Here is a 19,596-nt window from a genome sequence, read left to right as displayed (position 1 = left end):
TTTCATTTAGGAGAAACTAATATGTCAAATATCATTTATCTAACATTGAAAGGCAAAAAACAGGGACTGATCTCCGCTGGCTGCGGCTCCTTAAACTCTATAGGAAATAATTACCAGCACGGCCATGAGAATGAAATTTTTATTTACTCGCTTCAACATTTAATGACGAGGGAACAACACGTATCCCATCATCCGGTTATGGTAATAAAACCCATCGATAAATCTTCGCCTTTACTGGCGCGAAGCTTCGATGAAAATGAAGAGCTGGAATGCCTGTTTGAGAATTATCGAACATCACTAACCGGGGGATTAGAAAAAAATTATTCCATCAGACTAGGCTATGCCTTTATCTCCAGCATAAAATGCAATCTTCCGCATTCCAGAGATAATAATGCCGGCGTACCACAAGAGATTATCTGTTTCACTTATAAAAATATCACGTGGAACAATCTGGCCTGCTCAACCAGTTCTTATAGCTTCTGGGATGACAGGATTTATTGACGATGAATAATGCCACTTATTTAACTGATACCCCTGTTGATTCAGAATCTGAAAATGGGTTACGCATTGTTTTATCTCCGGTCCAGCTAGCGGCAATTCTGTCAGATAATACTATTACCGAGGAAGAGACCTGGAGTAATAGAATATTAGGTGGCGCGGGTTTAGCGGCAGGAGTCGTTGAACTCATTGGCGCCGGCGCTCTTTGTCTGGCGCCCGATCCTTCAACCCTAACTAAAGCTGCCTGCGTTATTATCGGCGCGCACAGTCTTGACGTAATGAATGCTTCTGCCAGTCAAGTAATTACTGGCAGAGAAACCATGACAGAAACTTATCGCGAGGCGGTAAAATTAGCAAAAGAATTTGGTGCTGATGATTATACCGCTTCTGAAATAGGACTCACCGTTGATATTGCTGTACCGTTGTCATTTGCTTCAATGGTGGGTGCTGTCAGAGTTGCCTCTGTACGAGTAGGCCGAATTAAGTTAATTGAACATGAATCGCCTACAGGGTTAAAACCAGGTGGACATACTTTGGCTAAACATGTTGGGTTATCGGAACAGGAGTTAAGGGCTAGGCTAGTAAACATATCTCGAGCAAGTACTTTTTACAGTCAAGAGGTGGCAGAGAAAGTAATTTCAAAAGCTATAAGTGAGAATCAAACACGCATAATCACTTTAGTGAAGCATCTTCCCAAAGAAAAAAGTTTCACTATTGATTACATTTCAAACACACCTATTGGTTTTGGTGTCACTAAAGGATCTCAAAATATAGAAAAATTATATAAAGCCAGAGTTGTTTTTTTAACTTCCGAATACAATGGCCAACCGTATTATATATTAACAGCATACCCCAAATTCAATTGAAGTTGATGGAAATAAAAATGGAAAGACAATATCCACTGCTAGATAATTTAATGTACGCCTATTTCAATCAAGATTATGAAATAATATCTGGACCTGAGCTTGATGATGTCATAGATGATTTTTTTAGTAACACAAGCAATAGAATGAAAAGAGAAGTAATAAAAGAAGTTAACACGTTCATATGTAATTCCGAAGATGTAGAAAAAGAATTTTACTTTATCTATTCTGATGCTGACGTTTTTCCTGACATATGGGGACTCACAGCGTTTAAATTTTTAGAGCACGTGTCAAAAAAAGCACAAGATTACATAGATAAAGACGAGTAACTAAAAATTTTTTCACGCAACAACAAACAAGGAAGTTTAATAAATAAGAATAATTTATATATTTCAAGAAGTTCCATTAGCTTTACCATGAGATCACAATAATATGAAAGGCCCAAAATTAAAATGAACGGACAATATCCATTTTTAGACATCTTAGTAGGCGCTTATTTTTGCCAAGATTATGACTTATTGTATGGAAAAACTATGGATGAAGTTACAGACTGCTTTCTTAATGTTGCAACTCAGGAAATGATAAAAAGATTAATAGAAGAGATTGATTCTTTTATTAACACCTCAGAAGATATAGAGAAGGACTTTGATGCTCTCTACTATAGTGACTTTGACCCAGATTTTTGGGACACTGCCACAGCGCTTGGCTTTTTAAATTATGTATCCAAAAGAGCGCGAGATTATCTAGATAAAAATAAATAATTACAGTATTTTTAATTCAAAAATAAACAAGGAAGTTTAATAAATAAGAATAGTTTATATATTTCAAGTAATTCTGTTGATTTCGGTTACTAGGAGATCGCAATAATATGAAAGGCTACAATTAAAATGACCGGACAATATCCATTTCTAGATATTTTAATGCATGCTTACTTTAATCAGGACTTCGATATAATATCAGGTCCCGAGCTTGATGATGTTATCAATGATTTTCTTAATGACGCATCTCAAGGAATGAGAAAAGGGTTAATAGAAGAAATCAACGATCTTATTGACTCTTCTGAAGATGTAGAGAACACATTTAATTATCATTATCATGATGTTGACGTTCTCCCGGAAGTATGGAATATGACAGCACTTGAATTTCTAACGCATGTGTCAAATAAGTCACAAGATTATTTAAACGAGCATACTGAACAAGATGAATAATTAAGGCATTCTGAATTTAACGGTAAACAATACTATATACTAACAGCATTCCCAAAATTTGATTAAAATTTATGGAGAAGAAAATGGAACTAAATCGCTTAATGTTTGCTTATTTCAATCAAGACTATGACATAATATCTGGCCCTGAGCTTGATGATGTCATAAATGATTATCTTGACACTGCAAATGACAAGATGAAAAGAGAATTAATAGAAGAAATTGATTCTTTTATCCATAACTCAAAAAATGTAGAAGAAGAGTTTAAACTTGTCTATTCTGATTCTGATTTTGATCCTGATTTATGGGAAATTACCGCATTAGATTTTCTAAATCATGTATCCAAAAGAGCACAAGAATATTTGGATAAAGATGACTAATCATAGTAATTTTTAATGTGATAGCAAATAAAGAGGTTAAACATAATGGATATGAGAGAAAAATTGCTGTACATAGATAAGATGAAAAATGCTGTTGATAAGAATGATTATGAATCATTTCAAAAAATATTCAATGAGCTGCAAGGGAATTATCTTAATATTGCACCACTAATGTTATTAAAAAATATTAATAATCTTATCCTTAGCGCTAAAAATATAAGAGGATGTTTTAGAACTCATTATTATGGCTCAGCTAATCCACAGTTATGGGAAACTATTTCTGCCGTATTAGAACATCTGCATGAATCATCTAAAATAATGCAAAATTATATGAATAAACACCATGGAAAGGATAAATAAATCAACCTTGAATCCATAAGATATTCAAATAAAAAACGCTTTTGAAGGTGATTAATTATATATTATACTTCAAAGGCGTCATTCAATGCTAATCCATAGCATAACAAATAGATTATTTCATTCTTAACTAAAAAATTATATAAATAATAATAAAGACATTGAAAATATTCCCATGCCATATGCAATAATTTGATTTTTATTCAGTTTTACTTTATTAATATCGGTCCGTTAGATATTTAATTTCTTAATATAGAACTTTAAATGAGAATATTATGCAAAAAATTACATTAATTACCGGTGGATCACGTGGTATTGGTCGAGCAACCGCTTTTTATCTGGCAGAGAAAGGGCATCACATTGGTATTGGTTACCACTCCAATCAAGATCAAGCGCTGGAAGTCATCGAAATTATCCGTCGGAGGATAGGTGGTAAAGCTATCGCTATTCAGGCCGATATCGCTGATGAGAAACAAGTTGTGGAACTCTTCCAGAGAATCGATGCCGAACTCGGATGCATCACCGGTTTGGTAAATAACGCCGGGATATTAAAACCACAAGCATCGATTGAACAATTAACCGCTCATCGCTTAAATGATATTTTTACTACCAATGTTGTAGGCAGTTTTCTCTGTGCACGGGAAGCAGTTAAAAGAATGTCTTTCCGACATGGTGGTCACGGTGGATCAATTGTCAATGTTTCATCCGCAGCATCCCGACTGGGATCACCACACGAATATATAGATTATGCCGCATCGAAAGGAGCGATCGATACTTTGACTATTGGCCTGTCTCTGGAAGTGGCAGATCAGGGAATTCGAGTTAATGCCGTTCGCCCCGGATTTATTTATACCAATATGCATAGCGATGGCGGCGAGCCAAATCGAGTTGATCGGGTGAAGAATTCCTTACCAATGAAACGCGGTGGACAACCGAAAGAAGTTGCACAGGCTATCGCCTGATTGATGTCGGATGAAGCTTCATATGTAACAGGAAATTTTATCGATCTGGCCGGAGGGAAATAACGTTTAAAACAAGTATAAATTAAGCTGAATTTACCAATACATAAAGTAAGGAGATCAGAAAATAAAAGACGCTCTATATTTTCAATCATTTTAAATCACTATTTAGCATCTATTATTAACTTAGGTGAACTAGCATATCCATAGCAGTGATGATCACTGTTATCTATGTCAAAACACCTATTCAGCTTAATGCAAATAAAGCTGTGATGACAGAAATTCTTAAATATAACAAAGAGGTAAATCATGAAAAACATTGACCCAAAACTTTATCAACATACGCCCATCGTTAACGTCTACGATAATCGTGGTTTAACCATCCGTAACATCGACTTTCACCGCGCTGTCGCGGGAGACGATACGGATACTCGTATTACCCGCCACCAATATGATGTCCGAGGACACTTGAGCCAAAGCATCGATCCACGGCTGTATGACGCCAAACAAGCTGATAGCTCGATAAACTCCAACTTCCTCTGGCAATACAATCTCACCGGCGATACTTTGCGGACAGAAAGTGCCGATGCCGGCCGTACCGTTGCCCTTAATGATATTGAAGGCCGTCAAGTGTTGATGGTAACCGCAACCGGCGCCATTCAGACCCGACAATATGAAGCCAATACCCTGCCCGGCCGTCTATTGTCCGTAAGTGAACAAGCCCCCGGAGAACAGACTCCCCGCGTTACTGAGCATTTTATTTGGGCTGGTAATACACAGGCGGAGAAAGATCATAATCTTGCCGGCCAATATGTGCGCCACTACGACACAGCAGGAGTGACTCAACTGAAAAGCCTGTCATTGACAGAAAACATCTTATCTCAATCCCGTCAGTTATTGGCCGACGGTCAGGAAGCAGACTGGACAGGTCACGATGAAACCCGCTGGCAGACCAAACTCAATAGCGAAACTTACACGACACAAAGCACCTTTGATGCTACCGGCGCTTTACTGACCCAAACCGATGCAAAAGGCAACATGCAGCGTCTGGCTTACAATGTGGCAGGACAATTACAAGGTAGCTGGCTGACATTGAAAAACCAAAGTGAGCAAGTCATTGTCAAATCCCTGACCTATTCCGCCGCAGGCCAGAAATTGCGTGAAGAACACGGCAACGGCGTTATCACTGAATACAGCTATGAACCGGAAACTCTACGATTGATCGGTACCACCACTCGCCGTCAATCAGATAACAAGGTGTTACAAGATCTACGCTATGAACATGATCCTGTAGGGAATATTATTAGTGTCCGTAATGATGCAGAAGCCACCCGCTTCTGGCGCAATCAGAAAATAGTCCCTGAAAATACCTACACCTACGATTCCCTGTATCAGCTTATCAGTGCGACAGGACGTGAGATGGCTAACATCGGCCAGCAAAGCAACCAACTTCCTTCGCCAATCATCCCTCTTCCTACTGATGACAACTCATATACCAACTATACTCGCAGCTATAACTACGATCGCGGCGGCAATTTGGTTCAAATCCGGCACAGTTCGCCCGCCGCCCAAAATAACTACACCACAGATATTACCGTTTCGCATCGCAGTAATCGGGCAGTGCTGAGTTCGCTAACCTCAGACCCAACACAGGTGGATGCACTGTTTGATGCCGGCGGACATCAAATAAAATTGTTACCGGGGCAAGAGCTGAGTTGGAATACACGAGGTGAACTACAACAGGTAACGCCAATCAGTCGCGAGAGCGCCAGCGATCAGGAATGGTATCGTTACGGCAACGACGGCATGCGACGGTTAAAAGTCAGTGAACAGCAGACTGGCAACAGCACTCAGCAGCAACGAGTGACTTATCTTCCCGGATTAGAACTACGCACAACGCAAAATGGGACCACTACATCAGAAGACCTGCATGCTATTACCGTGGGAGCGGCAGGCCACGCACAAGTGCGAGTTCTACACTGGGAAACTACGCCACCAGCCGGTATCAACAACAATCAGCTTCGTTATAGCTATGATAATTTGATTGGTTCCAGTCAACTTGAACTGGATAACGCAGGACAAATTATCAGTCAGGAAGAGTATTATCCATTTGGCGGTACCGCATTATGGGCAGCGAGAAATCAAATAGAAGCCAGCTATAAAATCCTCCGTTACTCAGGTAAAGAACGGGATGCTACCGGGCTTTATTATTACGGCTACCGCTATTATCAGCCGTGGGTTGGTAGGTGGTTAAGCGCTGATCCGGCTGGAACAGTTGATGGACTTAATGTATATCGAATGGTGAAAAATAATCCTATCGTCAATTATGATAATCGTGGTCTATGGACAGAAGAGGAATGGGAACAAGGTCTTAGACGTTTTGCTCAAGCATTAAATTCGCCAATAAGGCCGTTAGGATTCAATAGTGCATATGGATTTAACGGTTTTCAACAACAACGGCAACTTGCAGAAGTCAATCCTCATGGCCTCAATCAGAATTGCTATTACTGCACAGTTTCAGCTCTCACAAATACAACAACAAATGAACTTGTTCGCGATACAGAAATTATGCAACAGGATACGGCTAATTTGACTGAGATTGAAAACTTATTTAGAGCGGCAGGAACCAACCCCATTCGAACAGACTCCAATCATCCGGATGCACAGCTACGCTGGCATGAAGCATTTAATTTTATGAAAAATAGTTTGCAACCCGGTCAATTCGCAGGTCTTGCTTATACTCGGCCGCCATCTCAACAGCAAAATGGTTTATTTTCTCCTGGTGGCGGTCATATGGTCGTTGTCGGACGTAATCAACCCCAACACTCGTCTGAATTAACAATTCTTGATTATCAAAGCGGGCAAATAACCGGGTTACACGAAAACTTTCCACCGGAAGGCCAATGGCACGAAAGCTACCATATATTTAACAGAGGTCCTACCCAAATATCAGGAGATAACTGGAGGGAATTATATTCAAGGCTTATTTCAACCACTGATCAAACACGAAATAATATCGGGGTTATCGGTTTTGAACGCAATGGCGAAATGATTTTGCAAACATTTTCTCTGATGTATTCTAATCTAGACACCCACTACGAAGGAAATAATACTGGAATCCATCCAAGACGCACTCAATTAGGTGGACTTACTGAACCTCAAGGTTCAAACCGCAGACAATCTTATCGGGCATGGCTTCTTGAATAAAAAGAGCCCATTAAAATGAAAATACCTACAGGTCAACAACTGTTGCTCTGTAGGTATGAAATCTCCGGCTCATCTTCATTAACCAAACCAGCAAAAAAACAGACCTCAAAATAACAATCACCAAAATCTCGCTTGGATCACACTTTAAATAATAAATCATCCTTCCCAACGAAAAGTACCAGCGAACCTTCCGAAAATCTATTCAAGAAACGCCGTTCTAAAGCTTCAATTAAGAAACACAAAACAAACATTAAATTAACATTTCCGTGCCAATATTGATTATATTATATCAAGACCGGCGCCTTTTATGACGACTGTGAGGTAGACATGAAACCAGAAGATTTTCGCGCCGACAAAAAACGTCCTTTCACCGGTGAAGAGTACCTGAAAAGCCTTCAAGATGGCCGCGAAATTTATATTTATGGCGAACGCGTAAAAGATGTCACCACACATCCCGCATTCCGTAATTCTGCTGCTTCAATCGGTCAGTTGTACGATGCCTTGCATGCCCCGGAAACTCATGATGTCCTGTGTTGGAATACCGATACCGGTAATGGCGGGTACACCCACAAATTCTTCCGCTTTGCTACCAGTGCGGATGATCTGCGCCAACAACGTGATGCTATTGCTGAGTGGTCGCGTCAAACCTACGGCTGGATGGGTCGCTCACCTGACTATAAAGCGGCCTTCGGCAATGTGCTCGGCGCATTTCCTGAATATTATGGTCAATTCGCGGATAATGCCCGTACCTGGTACAAACGTATTCAGGAAACAGGCGTTTACTTTAACCATGCTATTGTTAATCCACCAATCGATCGTCATAAACCCGCTGATGAGACACGTGATGTCTATATTAAGCTAGAAAAAGAGACTGATGCCGGTATCATCGTCAGCGGCGCAAAAGTGGTAGCGACTAACTCAGCCCTGACCCACTATAACTTTATCGGTTTTGGCTCCGCACAAGTCATGGGGGATAACCCTGATTTCGCCCTGATGTTTGTCGCGCCAATGGATGCGGAAGGCGTGAAACTGATCTCCCGCGGTTCTTATGAATTGGTAGCAGGCGCGACAGGTTCCCCATTCGATTATCCTTTATCCAGCCGTTTTGATGAAAACGATGCAATTCTGGTAATGGATAAAGTACTTATCCCTTGGGAAAATATCCTGATTTACCGTGATTTCGATCGCGCACGCAACTGGGCGATTCAAGCGGGTTTCACCAGCCTGTTCCCATTACAGGCTTGTATACGGCTGGCGGTGAAGCTGGATTTTATTACTGCCCTGCTACAGAGGAGCCTGGAATGTACCGGAGTGATCGAATTCCGGGGAGTTCAAGCTAACTTGGGCGAAGTGGTTGCCTGGCGTAACCTGTTTTGGTCACTGAGCGACGCGATGTGGGCAGAAGCCAAACCGTGGAAAGGCGGCGCTTATATGCCGGATACTCAGGCAATACAAACTTATCGCGTTATGGCGCCAATGGCCTACACTAAGATTAAGAATATTATTGAAAGTAACGTCACCAGTGGCCTAATTTATCTACCATCTAGTGTACGTGATATGAACAACCCTGAAATTGATAAATATCTGGCCCGGTATGTTCGGGGTTCCAACGGTATCGATCACGTTGAGCGTATCAAGATTTTAAAACTAATGTGGGACGCCATTGGCAGTGAATTTGGCGGCCGTCACGAGCTGTACGAAATCAACTATGCCGGTAGCCAGGATGAAATTCGGATGCAATGTCTGCGCCATGCTCATGGCTCCGGTAATATGAAAAAAATGATGGATATGGTTGATCGCTGCCTTGCTGATTATGATCAGCATGGCTGGCGTAGACCACACTTATACAATAATAACGATATCAACCAGTTAGATAAGCTGCTGAAATAATCGGTAGCAGGAGGCCAATATGTCTGTAGAAAATGAACATCGCCTGCGTTTCAGGGATGCGATGGCGAGTCTGTCAGCAGCGGTGAATATCGTCACCACCGATGGCCGCGCGGGATGCTGTGGTATCACTGCCACAGCGGTATGCTCGATCACCGATACGCCACCCACGCTGATGGTATGCATTAACCGAAACAGTGCTATGAATACCGTTTTTCAGGAAAATGGCCGCCTGTGTGTAAATATTTTAAACCACGAACAAGAATTGATGGCACGCCACTTTGCCGGTATGACCGGAGTCAGCATGGAAGAGCGTTTTCGCTGGAATATCTGGCAGACAGGGGTATTAGGCCAACCGGTGTTAACCGGCACCCTCGCGAGCCTTGAAGGTGAAATCGAACAGGTCCAAGAAGTGGGGACGCATAACGTGTATCTGGTTCAGATTAGACATATCACGGCAAGCGAACAAGGCCACGGCCTTATCTATTTCAAGCGTAATTTCCGCCCAGTTATGTTGGAAATTGAAGCTGCCGCAGTTTAACTGCCTCTCCTCTTGGCAGTGATTGTTCTTCCACTATTCAGGCCCTGAACGGCCTGAATAGCATTCCTTTGTCAACAACTCTATTCAGCCCTTTCCCTGATCATTTTTAGCATTTACCTGATGAATATACTATTAAATTCAATATAAATATCTTTATGTTAGTGTGATCGGCCACCAGGAACATATTTTAACCATATAATAATCTACTGCCTTTCGATCACTTGAATAAAGTACATAAGAAAACCACTTTAGCGACAAATCATGTCACTGAACGTCACTGTACATTTACCGAGTGTATTTCAACCAATCAGAGGCAATTAACTATGAATAAACCCATATCCATCGGTTTATTACAACAACCCAAGCCGTTCTTTATGATTTTCTTCGTCGAGCTTTGGGAACGATTCGGCTACTACGGCGTACAAGGGGTTCTCACTGTCTATTTTGTACAAAAATTAGGATTTTCCCAAGAACAAGCGTTTATTACCTTCGGGGCATTTGCCGCGTTGGTTTTTGGTTTGATCTCTATTGGCGGCTATGTAGGCGACCACTTACTGGGAACTAAACGAACCATTGTGTTGGGTGCCATTGTGCTGGCAATTGGCTACTTTATGACTGGCCTTTCTATCCTGCACCCTAATTTAATTTTCTACGCATTGGGAACGATCGCCGTTGGTAACGGCCTGTTCAAAGCCAATCCAGCCAGCCTGCTGTCTAAATGCTATCCCCCCAAAGATCCTCGTCTGGATGGGGCTTTTACGCTATTTTACATGTCAATCAACCTCGGCTCGCTGTTCTCACTCGCTCTCGCTCCCGTTATTGCGGAAAAATTTAGCTACGCCGTTACCTACAATATCTGTGGTATTGGTCTGATTATCGCGTTGTTGGTCTATATTTTCTGTCGCAATACCGTGCGTAATATTGGTTCCGAACCCGACCATCAACGAATCAACTACACAAACCTATTTCTGGTCGTAGCAGGAAGTGTTGTGATGGTTTACGTCTGTGCATGGCTGATGCACAACGTGAAAATAGCCAATATTATGCTGATTACTCTATCTGTCATCGTAGTGTTTATCTTTTTCCGGGAAGCACTCAAACAGGATAAAATTAGCCGTAACAAAATGTTTGTCGCTTTCATTTTGATGCTTCAAGCTATTGTGTTCTTCATCCTATATGCTCAGATGCCGACTTCTCTCAACTTCTTCGCTATCCACAACGTTCACCATCAGTTGCTTGGTTTTAATATCAACCCAGTCAGTTTCCAGGCCCTTAACCCATTCTGGATCGTTGTCGCCAGCCCGATACTCGCCGCGCTATACACTCACTGGGGCGCTAAAGGTAAGGACCTGACGATGCCAGCCAAATTTGCGGTTGGTATGTTCCTATGCTCTTTAGGTTTCCTGACCGCCGCCGCTGCCGGTTTGTGGTTTGCAGATGAACAAGGTTTAACTTCCGCCTGGTTTATTGTTCTGGTTTACCTCTTTCAAGGCGTCGGTGAATTGATGATCAGTGCGTTGGGCCTGGCAATGATTGCGGCTCTCGTTCCTCAGTACCTGATGGGTTTTATTCTGGGGATGTGGTATTTAACTCAAGCGACTTCCTCCTTACTTGGCGGCTATGTCGCAGCCCTTACCGCCGCACCGAAAGGTATTACGGACCCATTGCAAACATTGCCAGTCTATACCAGCGTATTCGGCAAAATCGGCATTGCTACCTTTATCGTCTCAATCATTATGGCGGCCACCGTGCCGTTGCTGAACCGTATGATGCAGGAAAAACAAAAAATATGATTTGATCTAAAATAAAAAAACCTCGCCAAAGGAGGAAATACCGCTCGTTTAAATATTTTTATTCGAGCGGAGTCATATTTTTTCTAAGAAACCAGATTAAACAGACACTTATTATTTTGTTAGTTCTAAATACACCTCAACTAGCCATCAAAAGTTATATTTATTACCCATTTTTAAGGATGTTTCATTTACCTCATATTTAAAAGGAACAAACATGAACTCAACAATGTCCGAACTCCCTGAAATATTGAGAAGTCAATGTGGTTTTAATTGCCTGACAGATATTTGTTACTACTCTTTCAACGAATTCCGCCAGCAAGTATCCGACCATCTCTCCTGGTCAGAAACCCACAACTTATACCGTGACGCACAACAAGCACAGAAGGATAATCGACTGTACGAAGCACGTATTCTTAAACGTGCCAACCCTCAATTACAAAATGCAGTGCACCTTGGTATTACCCTCCCTCATGCCGAATTGCGAAGCTACAATGATGAGTTTGGCGGCCGTGCCAGCCAATATGCCGCTCCGGGCTCGGTTACCTCCATGTTCTCTCCCGCTGCTTATTTGACCGAGCTCTATCGTGAAGCACGCAATTTACACGCAAACAGTTCCGTTTATCATCTAGATACACGACGCCCAGACCTCAAAGCAATGGCCCTCAGTCAACAAAATATGAATGCAGAACTTTCCACCCTTTCCCTGTCCAATGAGCTGTTATTGGAAGGGATAAAAATTCAATCTGGGCTAGACAGTCATGCCAAAGTAATGGAAATGTTATCCACTTTCCGTCCTTCCGGCGAGACGCCTTATCACAATGCTTATGAAAATGTGCGTAAAGCTATTCAGCTACAAGATCCAGGACTTGAACAACTCAATGCCTCACCAGCAATCGCAGGATTAATGCATCAAGCTTCACTATTAGGAATTAATGCTTCTATCTCGCCAGAACTATTCAATATTTTGACGGAAGAGATTACAGAAGCAAACGCAGAAGAGAAATTTAAACAAAACTTCGGCGATATTGATCCAGAACAACTTCTCAGCATGGGCGCTTTAAAACACTATTACAATTTAACCTATGAAGAATTGGAGCAGTTTTTTAATAACTTACCAATAGAGGGTAATTCTACTTATAAAAATGACCAGCTTATTAATATCACTGTTAATACCTCAGGTGAAATACAATTAACTCGCATAACGCGAACTCCGGGTCAAGGTTACCATAATCTTAATTACATGTGTTTATATCCTGTTAGAAATAACCGTTTTTATGTTGATGTTAGCTATAAAGTAAGAGCTGGACAAGTCAGCATTAGGCTCAGTGAGCCACGGAGTTTATATCTCGCAGGTATAAATGGCCCAACGTTAGAAAATACGAATTATTCTTCCCCTGAGTTTGAATTAGCCAGTCAAGATATCCAAGATAAATTTACTCTTTTAAGTTATCGTTATAAAGAAAATAGCTCTTCAAATATACACGACAATTCTCATGCCATATTCCAAATTCAGGCATATTCACCGGCAATCTTTCTGCTAAAACTGAATAAAGCTATTCGTCTGTGCCGTGCAACAGAACTGTCTCCCATGATCCTAGAAAATATTATCCTTAGCGTTAACCAAGAATTAGACATTAACGCAAAGGTATTAGGAAAAGTTTTTCTGGTTAAATACTATATGCAACGTTACGGTATTAATGCTGAAACTGCTCTGATACTGTGTAACGCATCCATTTCACAACATTCATACAATAATCAACCCAGCCAATTTGATCGTCTATTTAATACCCCGCCATTAAATGATCACCATTTTTCGGCTGAAGGAGAGGAAATCAATTTAAATCCAGGTAGCGCGAACAATTGGCACAAAGCAGTTCTTAAACGCGCGTTTGATGCTGATGATATTTCACTCTATCGCCTTCTCCTGATCACTAACCATAATAATAAAGACGGAAAAATTAAAAATAATATAGAGAATCTTTCCGACTTATATATGGGGAAATTACTGGCGGAAATCCATCAATTAACTATTGATGAATTGGGTTTATTGCTAATCGCAATGGGGGAAAGAACCACTAGCTTATATCAAATCGATGATGACAAGCTGGCTACTTTAATCAATAAACTTTATACCGTTATCGGTTGGTTACGCACACGAAAATGGAGTGTATATCAACTATTCGTCATGACGACCACAAGCTATGATAAAACCCTGACACCAGAAATCCAAAATCTATTGGATACCGTCTATCATGGTTTGCAAGGTTTTGACAAAAAGCAAACAGATCTATTGGATGCTATGTCCCCTTATATCGCCGCTACCCTGAAATTACCTTCTGAACATGTCGCACATTCTGTTCTCCTTTGGGCAGATAAGTTAAAACCTGGCGATGGAGCAATGACAGCAGAAAAATTCTGGGCTTGGTTACAAGCACATCACGGCTCAGAGCAACCAGAACTTTCTGTAACACAGGAACAAGTCGTCCAATATTGTCAGGCACTAGCACAATTGGGACTGATTTATCATTCTACTGGTCTCAACGAAAATTCCTTTCGTCTATTTGTCACAAAACCGGAGAGTTTTAACGTCCCGATCGAAGCTACACTGTCTCATAACTCCTCTTCATTGATCATGCTGACAAGTTTTGCTGACTGGGTTAACACATTGGGTGAAAAAGCTTCCAATATACTCACAGCCTTTGAAAGTAAAGTATTGACGGCAGAGCAATTAGCCGACGCAATGAATCTTGATGCCAATTTATTATTACAAGCCAGTATTCAGGCACAACATCATCAACAGGTCACTCAAGAAAATGCTTTTTCTTACTGGACTTCTATCGACATTATCCTGCAATGGGTTGACGTTGCGCATAAATTGAATATCTCCCCATACGGTGTTTCAACTCTGGTCGCACTGGATTATATTAAATCGATTCAAAAAACACCGACCTACGCCCAGTGGGAAAGCGCCGCGGAGGTATTAACCGCCGGACTGAACTCACAACAAGCCGATACTCTGCACGCTTTTCTGGATGAAGCTCGTAGTACCGCGTTAAGCGCCTACTACATCCGTAAAGTTGCCAGCAAAGATGCCGTAATTAAAAGCCGTGATGACCTGTACCAGTATTTGTTGATTGATAATCAGGTTTCCGCTGCAATAAAAACCACGCGAATCGCCGAAGCCATTGCCAGTATTCAACTGTACGTCAACCGGGCGTTGGAAAATGTGGAAGAAAATGCCGACTCAGGCGTTATTAGTCGTCAGTTCTTCATTGATTGGGACAAATACAACAAACGATACAGTACTTGGGCCGGTGTTTCCCAGTTAATTTACTACCCAGAAAATTACATCGATCCGACCATGCGCATCGGACAAACAAAGATGATGAATGCGCTGCTACAATCCGTCAGCCAGAGTCAATTGAATACCGATACGGTAGAAGACGCCTTTATGTCTTACCTGACGTCGTTTGAACAGGTAGCAAACTTGCAAGTGATCAGCGCATATCATGACAACATCAATAACGACCAAGGGTTGACCTATTTCATCGGGCGCAGTGAAACTGATGCCGGTGAATATTATTGGCGCAGTGTCGATCACAGCAAATTCAGCGGCGGTAAATTCGCTGCCAATGCCTGGAGCGAATGGAGCAAAATTGATTGCCCCATTAATCCCTATCAAAGCACTATCCGTTCAGTAATATATAAATCCCGTTTGTACCTTATCTGGTTGGAACGAAAAGAGATCGTAAAATCAGAAGGAAATAATAACCAAACCGCCCCCGACCATCGTTATGAATTAAAACTGGCACATATCCGCTATGACGGTACCTGGAATACGCCAATCACTTTTGATGTAAATAAAAAAATATCCGATTTAAAACTGGCGGAATATAAACCCCCCGGGCTCTATTGTGCTAATTATCAAGGTGAAGATACCTTATTAATCATGTTCTATCATAAACAGGACACCCTGGATAGCTATAAAACGGCTACAATGAAAGGGTTATATATCTTTGCCGATATGGCATCCAAAGATATGTCCGATGAACAATGCAAAGCTTATCGGGATAACAGTTATAAACAGTTTGATACCAATAATATCAGAAGAGTCAATAACCGTTATGCAGAGAATTATGAGATCCCATCATCAATCAACGGACGCAGAGGTTACGGCTGGGGCAGCTACTATCTCAGCATGGTATTCGGTGGAAATATTCCAGCCATTAGTTATAAAGCTGCATCAAGTGATTTAAGAATCTATCTCTCACCAAGATTAAAAATCATTCATAATGGGCATGAAGGCCGGCAACGTCATCAATGCAATCTGATGAAAAAATATGGCAAGTTGGGCGATAAATTTATTATTTATACCCATTTGGGTGTCAACCCAGATCACTCACAAAGTAAACAACTGTTCTACCCCGCTTATCAATATAGTGGAAACACCAGCGGCCTTAATAAAGGAAGACTACTGTTCTACCGGGGCACTAATTATTCTTCTAAAGTAGAAGCTTGGATACCGGATGCTGGTCGCTCATTGATCAAAGATAATGCAACCATTGGTGATGACTATATTACAGATCCTCTGAATAAGCCGGATGATCTTAAGAAATATATCTTCATGATTGACTACATGGGAATGGCGACTGATGTTTTAGGGGCAATAGATATCAACACAGCAATTTCTCCGGCAAAAGTTCAGGTAATTGTGAAAGCCGGTAGCAAGGAAAAAACCTTTACAGCAGATAAAGATGTTTCCACTCAACCGCCTCCCAGCTTCGCAGAAATGTATTATCAATTTAATGCCCTTGAAATAGAGGGTTCAAGTCTGAATTTTATTAATAATTCAGCCAATATTGATGTCACCTTTACGGCATTCGCTGAGGACGGCCGTAAATTGGGCTGGGAAAGTTTTAATATCCCCGTCACCCGCAAGGTAAGTACCGATGAAGCCTTAACGCTTTACCATAATGAAAATGGTGCGCAATACATGCAATGGGGAGTTTATCGCACTCGCTTGAACACCCTGTTTGCCCGCCAATTAGTTAATCGAGCTACCACTGGCATTGATACTATTCTGAGTATGGAAACTCAAAATATTCAAGAACCACGGTTGGGAGAAGGTTTCTTTGCTAACTTCACGCTGCCTAAATACGATCAAAACATACACGGCAATGAGCGCTGGTTTAAAATTCATATAGGAAACATTAATGGCGAGACTGCAACACATTTATATCATCAGGGAATGCTGACCGATACCGAAACTAACGTGGCTCTCTTTATCCCCTATGAAAAAGGATCTTATACTCATGAAGGCGTCAGACTCGCTGTTGAATATAAGAAAATATTTTATAATGGCCCTTGGGAACCCGCTTTTTTCTATTTCAATGAAACTCAAAAGAAGTTTATATTAATTAACGATGCTGATCATGATTCAGCGATGACGCAAGCAGGGGAGGTAAAAAACGTCAAAAAATATAAAGGCTTTTTTGATGTTTCTGTTCTGGTTGATTATATGGAACCGATGGACTTCAGTGGCGCTAACAGCCTCTATTTCTGGGAACTGTTCTACTATACCCCAATGCTGATTGCCCAACGCTTATTGCAGGAGCAAAACTTTGATGAAACCAACCGCTGGCTAAAATACATCTGGAGCCCAGCTGGTTATATTGTGCATGGTCAGATTCAAGATTATCACTGGAATGTTCGTCCGTTACTAGAAGACACCAGTTGGAATAACGACCCTCTCAATTCCGTCGATCCTGACGCGGTGGCACAACATGATCCAATGCACTACAAAGTCTTAACTTTTATGCGCACCCTTGATCTGTTGATGGCACGTGGAGATTACGCCTATCGCCAACTAGAGCGAGATACGCTCAACGAAGCCAAAATGTGGTATATGCAGGCGTTGTATCTATTAGGTGATAAGCCTTATTTGCCACTCAGCCCGACATGGGATAATCCGCGTCTGGATAAAGCTGCGGACATTATCACGCAAAAACTCTACTCCCGCTCAATAGCCGCTCTGAGGCAAGGTGCCCCAACCCCCTTATTATTGCGCACCGCCAACAAACTGACCGCTCTTTTCCTGCCACAGGTCAACGAAGTTATGATGAACTACTGGCAAACACTGGCACAGCGTCTGTACAACTTGCGTCATAATCTCTCTATTGACGGTCAACCATTGAATCTGCCTATCTATGCAACACCAGCAGATCCGAAAGCGTTACTCAGTGCAGCAGTTGCCAATTCTCAGGGCGGCGGTAATCTTCCGCAAGTGTCTATATCGCTATGGCGCTTCCCTCATATGCTGGAAAATGCCCGCAATACAGTCAGTCAACTCACGCAATTCGGCTCCACGCTACAAAATATTATCGAACGCCAAGATGCTGAGGCATTAAACGCCCTGCTACAAAATCAAGCCACAGAGCTAATACTGACCAACCTGAGCATTCAAGACAAAACTATTGAAGAATTGGATGCCGAAAAAGTCGTACTGGGTAAAGCTCGTGCCGGAGCACAGTCACGTTTTGACAACTACAGCAAGTTGTACAATGAAAACATCAACGCAGGCGAAAACCGCGCTATGACGCTGCGTGCTACCGCAGCCGGACTCACTACGGCGGTTCAGGCAGCGCGTCTAGCCGGAGCGGCGGCTGATTTAGTGCCTAACATTTTTGGCCTCGCCGGTGGTGGCAGCCGTTGGGGTGCCATTGCGGAAGCGACAGGCTATGTGATGGAATTTTCCGCTAATGTCATGAACACCGAAGCGGATAAGATTAGTCAATCTGAAACTTATCGCCGTCGTCGTCAGGAGTGGGAAATCCAGCGTAATAATGCCGAAGCAGAGATAAAACAAATCGATGCTCAACTTAAATCGCTAGCAGTGCGCCGTGAAGCTGCCATATTGCAGAAAACCAGTCTGAAAACCCAACAAGAACAGACTCAAGCTCAACTGGCCTTCCTGCAACGTAAATTCAGCAACCAAGCGCTATATAACTGGCTACGTGGTCGGCTGGCCGCCATTTACTTCCAGTTCTACGATCTGGCGGTAGCCCGCTGTTTAATGGCTGAATTGGCTTATCGTTGGGAAACTAATGACGCCGCTGCGCACTTCATTAAACCCGGAGCCTGGCAAGGAACCTATTCCGGCCTGCTCACCGGTGAAACCTTGATGCTGAGTCTGGCACAAATGGAAGATGCCCATTTAAAACAGGATCAACGCGCGTTAGAAGTGGAACGTACTGTTTCTCTAGCCGAATTCTATGCCGGATTATCCAGCGATAAATTCAATCTTGCAGAGAAAATCGCCGAATTAGTGGGTAAAGGATCAGGCAGTGCCGGCAGCGGCAGTAATAAGCTGGCATTCGGCACCGGTACCGATACCAAAACCTCACTACAAGCGTCCATTTCATTATCTAACCTGAACATTCGTAGCGATTACCCAACATCTATTGGTAAAACCCGTCGTATCAAACAGATTAGTGTTTCTCTACCGGCGCTGTTAGGGCCCTATCAGGATGTACAAGCAATTCTGTCTTATGGCGGAGATGCCGCCGGGTTAGCCAAAGGTTGTAAAGCGCTGGCAGTTTCTCACGGCATGAATGACAGCGGTCAATTCCAGCTCGATTTCAACGATGGCAAATTCCTGCCGTTTGAAGGGATTACCGTTGATGATAAGGGTACACTGACGTTAAGTTTCCCAAATGCCACCAGCAAACAGAAAGCCATGTTGCAAACGTTAAACGATATTATTCTGCATATTCGTTACACGATTCTTGAATAACCACTCAATATAACTCGAAAACAGGCCCCAAAATGGGGCCTGAAACCGCTGACAAACCTCATCAATAACGGCGCCAATGAATGCTGGGAGTTTTACAAGATACCTGGGCATCAG

General features: G+C 42.1%; 12 protein-coding genes and 1 pseudogene. All 13 read left to right on the top strand.

Going from position 1 to position 19,596, the window contains the following annotated elements; all coding sequences use genetic code 11:
- The first annotated feature begins 21 nt into the window (after positions 1-21).
- Entirely contained in the window at positions 22-501 is a 480-nt protein-coding gene (locus Phpb_RS16245; protein WP_065391247.1) for an Hcp family type VI secretion system effector, read from the top strand.
- A 2-nt stretch (positions 502-503) separates the two neighbouring features.
- Positions 504-1,364 carry an RNase A-like domain-containing protein gene (locus Phpb_RS16240; protein ID WP_065391246.1) on the top strand — a complete coding sequence of 287 codons (861 nt, stop codon included), beginning with the start codon at positions 504-506 and terminating at the stop codon, positions 1,362-1,364.
- 17 nt (positions 1,365-1,381) lie between these two features.
- A complete protein-coding gene (locus Phpb_RS16235; RefSeq protein ID WP_065391245.1) occupies positions 1,382-1,690 on the top strand; it encodes a contact-dependent growth inhibition system immunity protein in 309 nt (102 codons plus the stop codon).
- 123 nt (positions 1,691-1,813) lie between these two features.
- The gene (locus Phpb_RS16230) at positions 1,814-2,122 is read left to right on the top strand and encodes a contact-dependent growth inhibition system immunity protein (protein ID WP_040150273.1); all 309 of its coding nucleotides are present in this window, start codon (positions 1,814-1,816) and stop codon (positions 2,120-2,122) included.
- Between the two features lie 126 nt (positions 2,123-2,248).
- The gene (locus tag Phpb_RS16225; protein WP_065391244.1) at positions 2,249-2,569 is read left to right on the top strand and encodes a contact-dependent growth inhibition system immunity protein; all 321 of its coding nucleotides are present in this window, start codon (positions 2,249-2,251) and stop codon (positions 2,567-2,569) included.
- Between the two features lie 83 nt (positions 2,570-2,652).
- Positions 2,653-2,946, top strand: a complete 294-nt coding sequence (locus Phpb_RS16220; RefSeq protein WP_082302610.1) for a contact-dependent growth inhibition system immunity protein — start codon at positions 2,653-2,655, stop codon at positions 2,944-2,946.
- A gap of 45 nt (positions 2,947-2,991) precedes the next feature.
- Positions 2,992-3,306 carry a hypothetical protein gene (locus Phpb_RS16215; RefSeq protein WP_065391242.1) on the top strand — a complete coding sequence of 105 codons (315 nt, stop codon included), beginning with the start codon at positions 2,992-2,994 and terminating at the stop codon, positions 3,304-3,306.
- A gap of 272 nt (positions 3,307-3,578) precedes the next feature.
- Positions 3,579-4,328 (top strand): annotated as a pseudogene (locus tag Phpb_RS16210) (SDR family oxidoreductase).
- Positions 4,329-4,571: 243 nt separating this feature from the next.
- On the top strand, positions 4,572-7,469 hold the full coding sequence (locus tag Phpb_RS16205) for an RHS repeat protein (RefSeq protein ID WP_240492587.1): 2,898 nt from the start codon (positions 4,572-4,574) through the stop codon (positions 7,467-7,469).
- A 327-nt stretch (positions 7,470-7,796) separates the two neighbouring features.
- Complete coding sequence (gene hpaB, locus Phpb_RS16200; RefSeq protein WP_065391241.1) at positions 7,797-9,359, top strand: 4-hydroxyphenylacetate 3-monooxygenase, oxygenase component; 1,563 nt, start codon at positions 7,797-7,799, stop codon at positions 9,357-9,359.
- 19 nt (positions 9,360-9,378) lie between these two features.
- A complete protein-coding gene (gene hpaC, locus Phpb_RS16195; RefSeq protein WP_065391240.1) occupies positions 9,379-9,897 on the top strand; it encodes a 4-hydroxyphenylacetate 3-monooxygenase, reductase component in 519 nt (172 codons plus the stop codon).
- Positions 9,898-10,220: 323 nt separating this feature from the next.
- The gene (gene dtpB / locus Phpb_RS16190) at positions 10,221-11,690 is read left to right on the top strand and encodes a dipeptide/tripeptide permease DtpB (RefSeq protein WP_065391239.1); all 1,470 of its coding nucleotides are present in this window, start codon (positions 10,221-10,223) and stop codon (positions 11,688-11,690) included.
- 214 nt (positions 11,691-11,904) lie between these two features.
- Positions 11,905-19,482 (top strand): Tc toxin subunit A-related protein, encoded by a 7,578-nt coding sequence (locus tag Phpb_RS16185; protein ID WP_065391238.1) that lies wholly within the window; start codon positions 11,905-11,907, stop codon positions 19,480-19,482.
- Positions 19,483-19,596: the final 114 nt, after the last annotated feature.

This window comes from Photorhabdus namnaonensis (assembly GCF_001684335.1).
GTDB lineage: Bacteria > Pseudomonadota > Gammaproteobacteria > Enterobacterales > Enterobacteriaceae > Photorhabdus > Photorhabdus namnaonensis.
This window is presented reverse-complemented; position numbering and strand designations above follow the sequence as displayed.

Coding starts and splice junctions, on each gene's coding strand:
- Phpb_RS16245 (WP_065391247.1), top strand. CDS start 22: ATGTCAAATATCATTTATCTAACATTGAAAGGCAAAAAACAGGGACTG.
- Phpb_RS16240 (WP_065391246.1), top strand. CDS start 504: ATGAATAATGCCACTTATTTAACTGATACCCCTGTTGATTCAGAATCT.
- Phpb_RS16235 (WP_065391245.1), top strand. CDS start 1,382: ATGGAAAGACAATATCCACTGCTAGATAATTTAATGTACGCCTATTTC.
- Phpb_RS16230 (WP_040150273.1), top strand. CDS start 1,814: ATGAACGGACAATATCCATTTTTAGACATCTTAGTAGGCGCTTATTTT.
- Phpb_RS16225 (WP_065391244.1), top strand. CDS start 2,249: ATGACCGGACAATATCCATTTCTAGATATTTTAATGCATGCTTACTTT.
- Phpb_RS16220 (WP_082302610.1), top strand. CDS start 2,653: ATGGAACTAAATCGCTTAATGTTTGCTTATTTCAATCAAGACTATGAC.
- Phpb_RS16215 (WP_065391242.1), top strand. CDS start 2,992: ATGGATATGAGAGAAAAATTGCTGTACATAGATAAGATGAAAAATGCT.
- Phpb_RS16205 (WP_240492587.1), top strand. CDS start 4,572: ATGAAAAACATTGACCCAAAACTTTATCAACATACGCCCATCGTTAAC.
- hpaB (WP_065391241.1), top strand. CDS start 7,797: ATGAAACCAGAAGATTTTCGCGCCGACAAAAAACGTCCTTTCACCGGT.
- hpaC (WP_065391240.1), top strand. CDS start 9,379: ATGTCTGTAGAAAATGAACATCGCCTGCGTTTCAGGGATGCGATGGCG.
- dtpB (WP_065391239.1), top strand. CDS start 10,221: ATGAATAAACCCATATCCATCGGTTTATTACAACAACCCAAGCCGTTC.
- Phpb_RS16185 (WP_065391238.1), top strand. CDS start 11,905: ATGAACTCAACAATGTCCGAACTCCCTGAAATATTGAGAAGTCAATGT.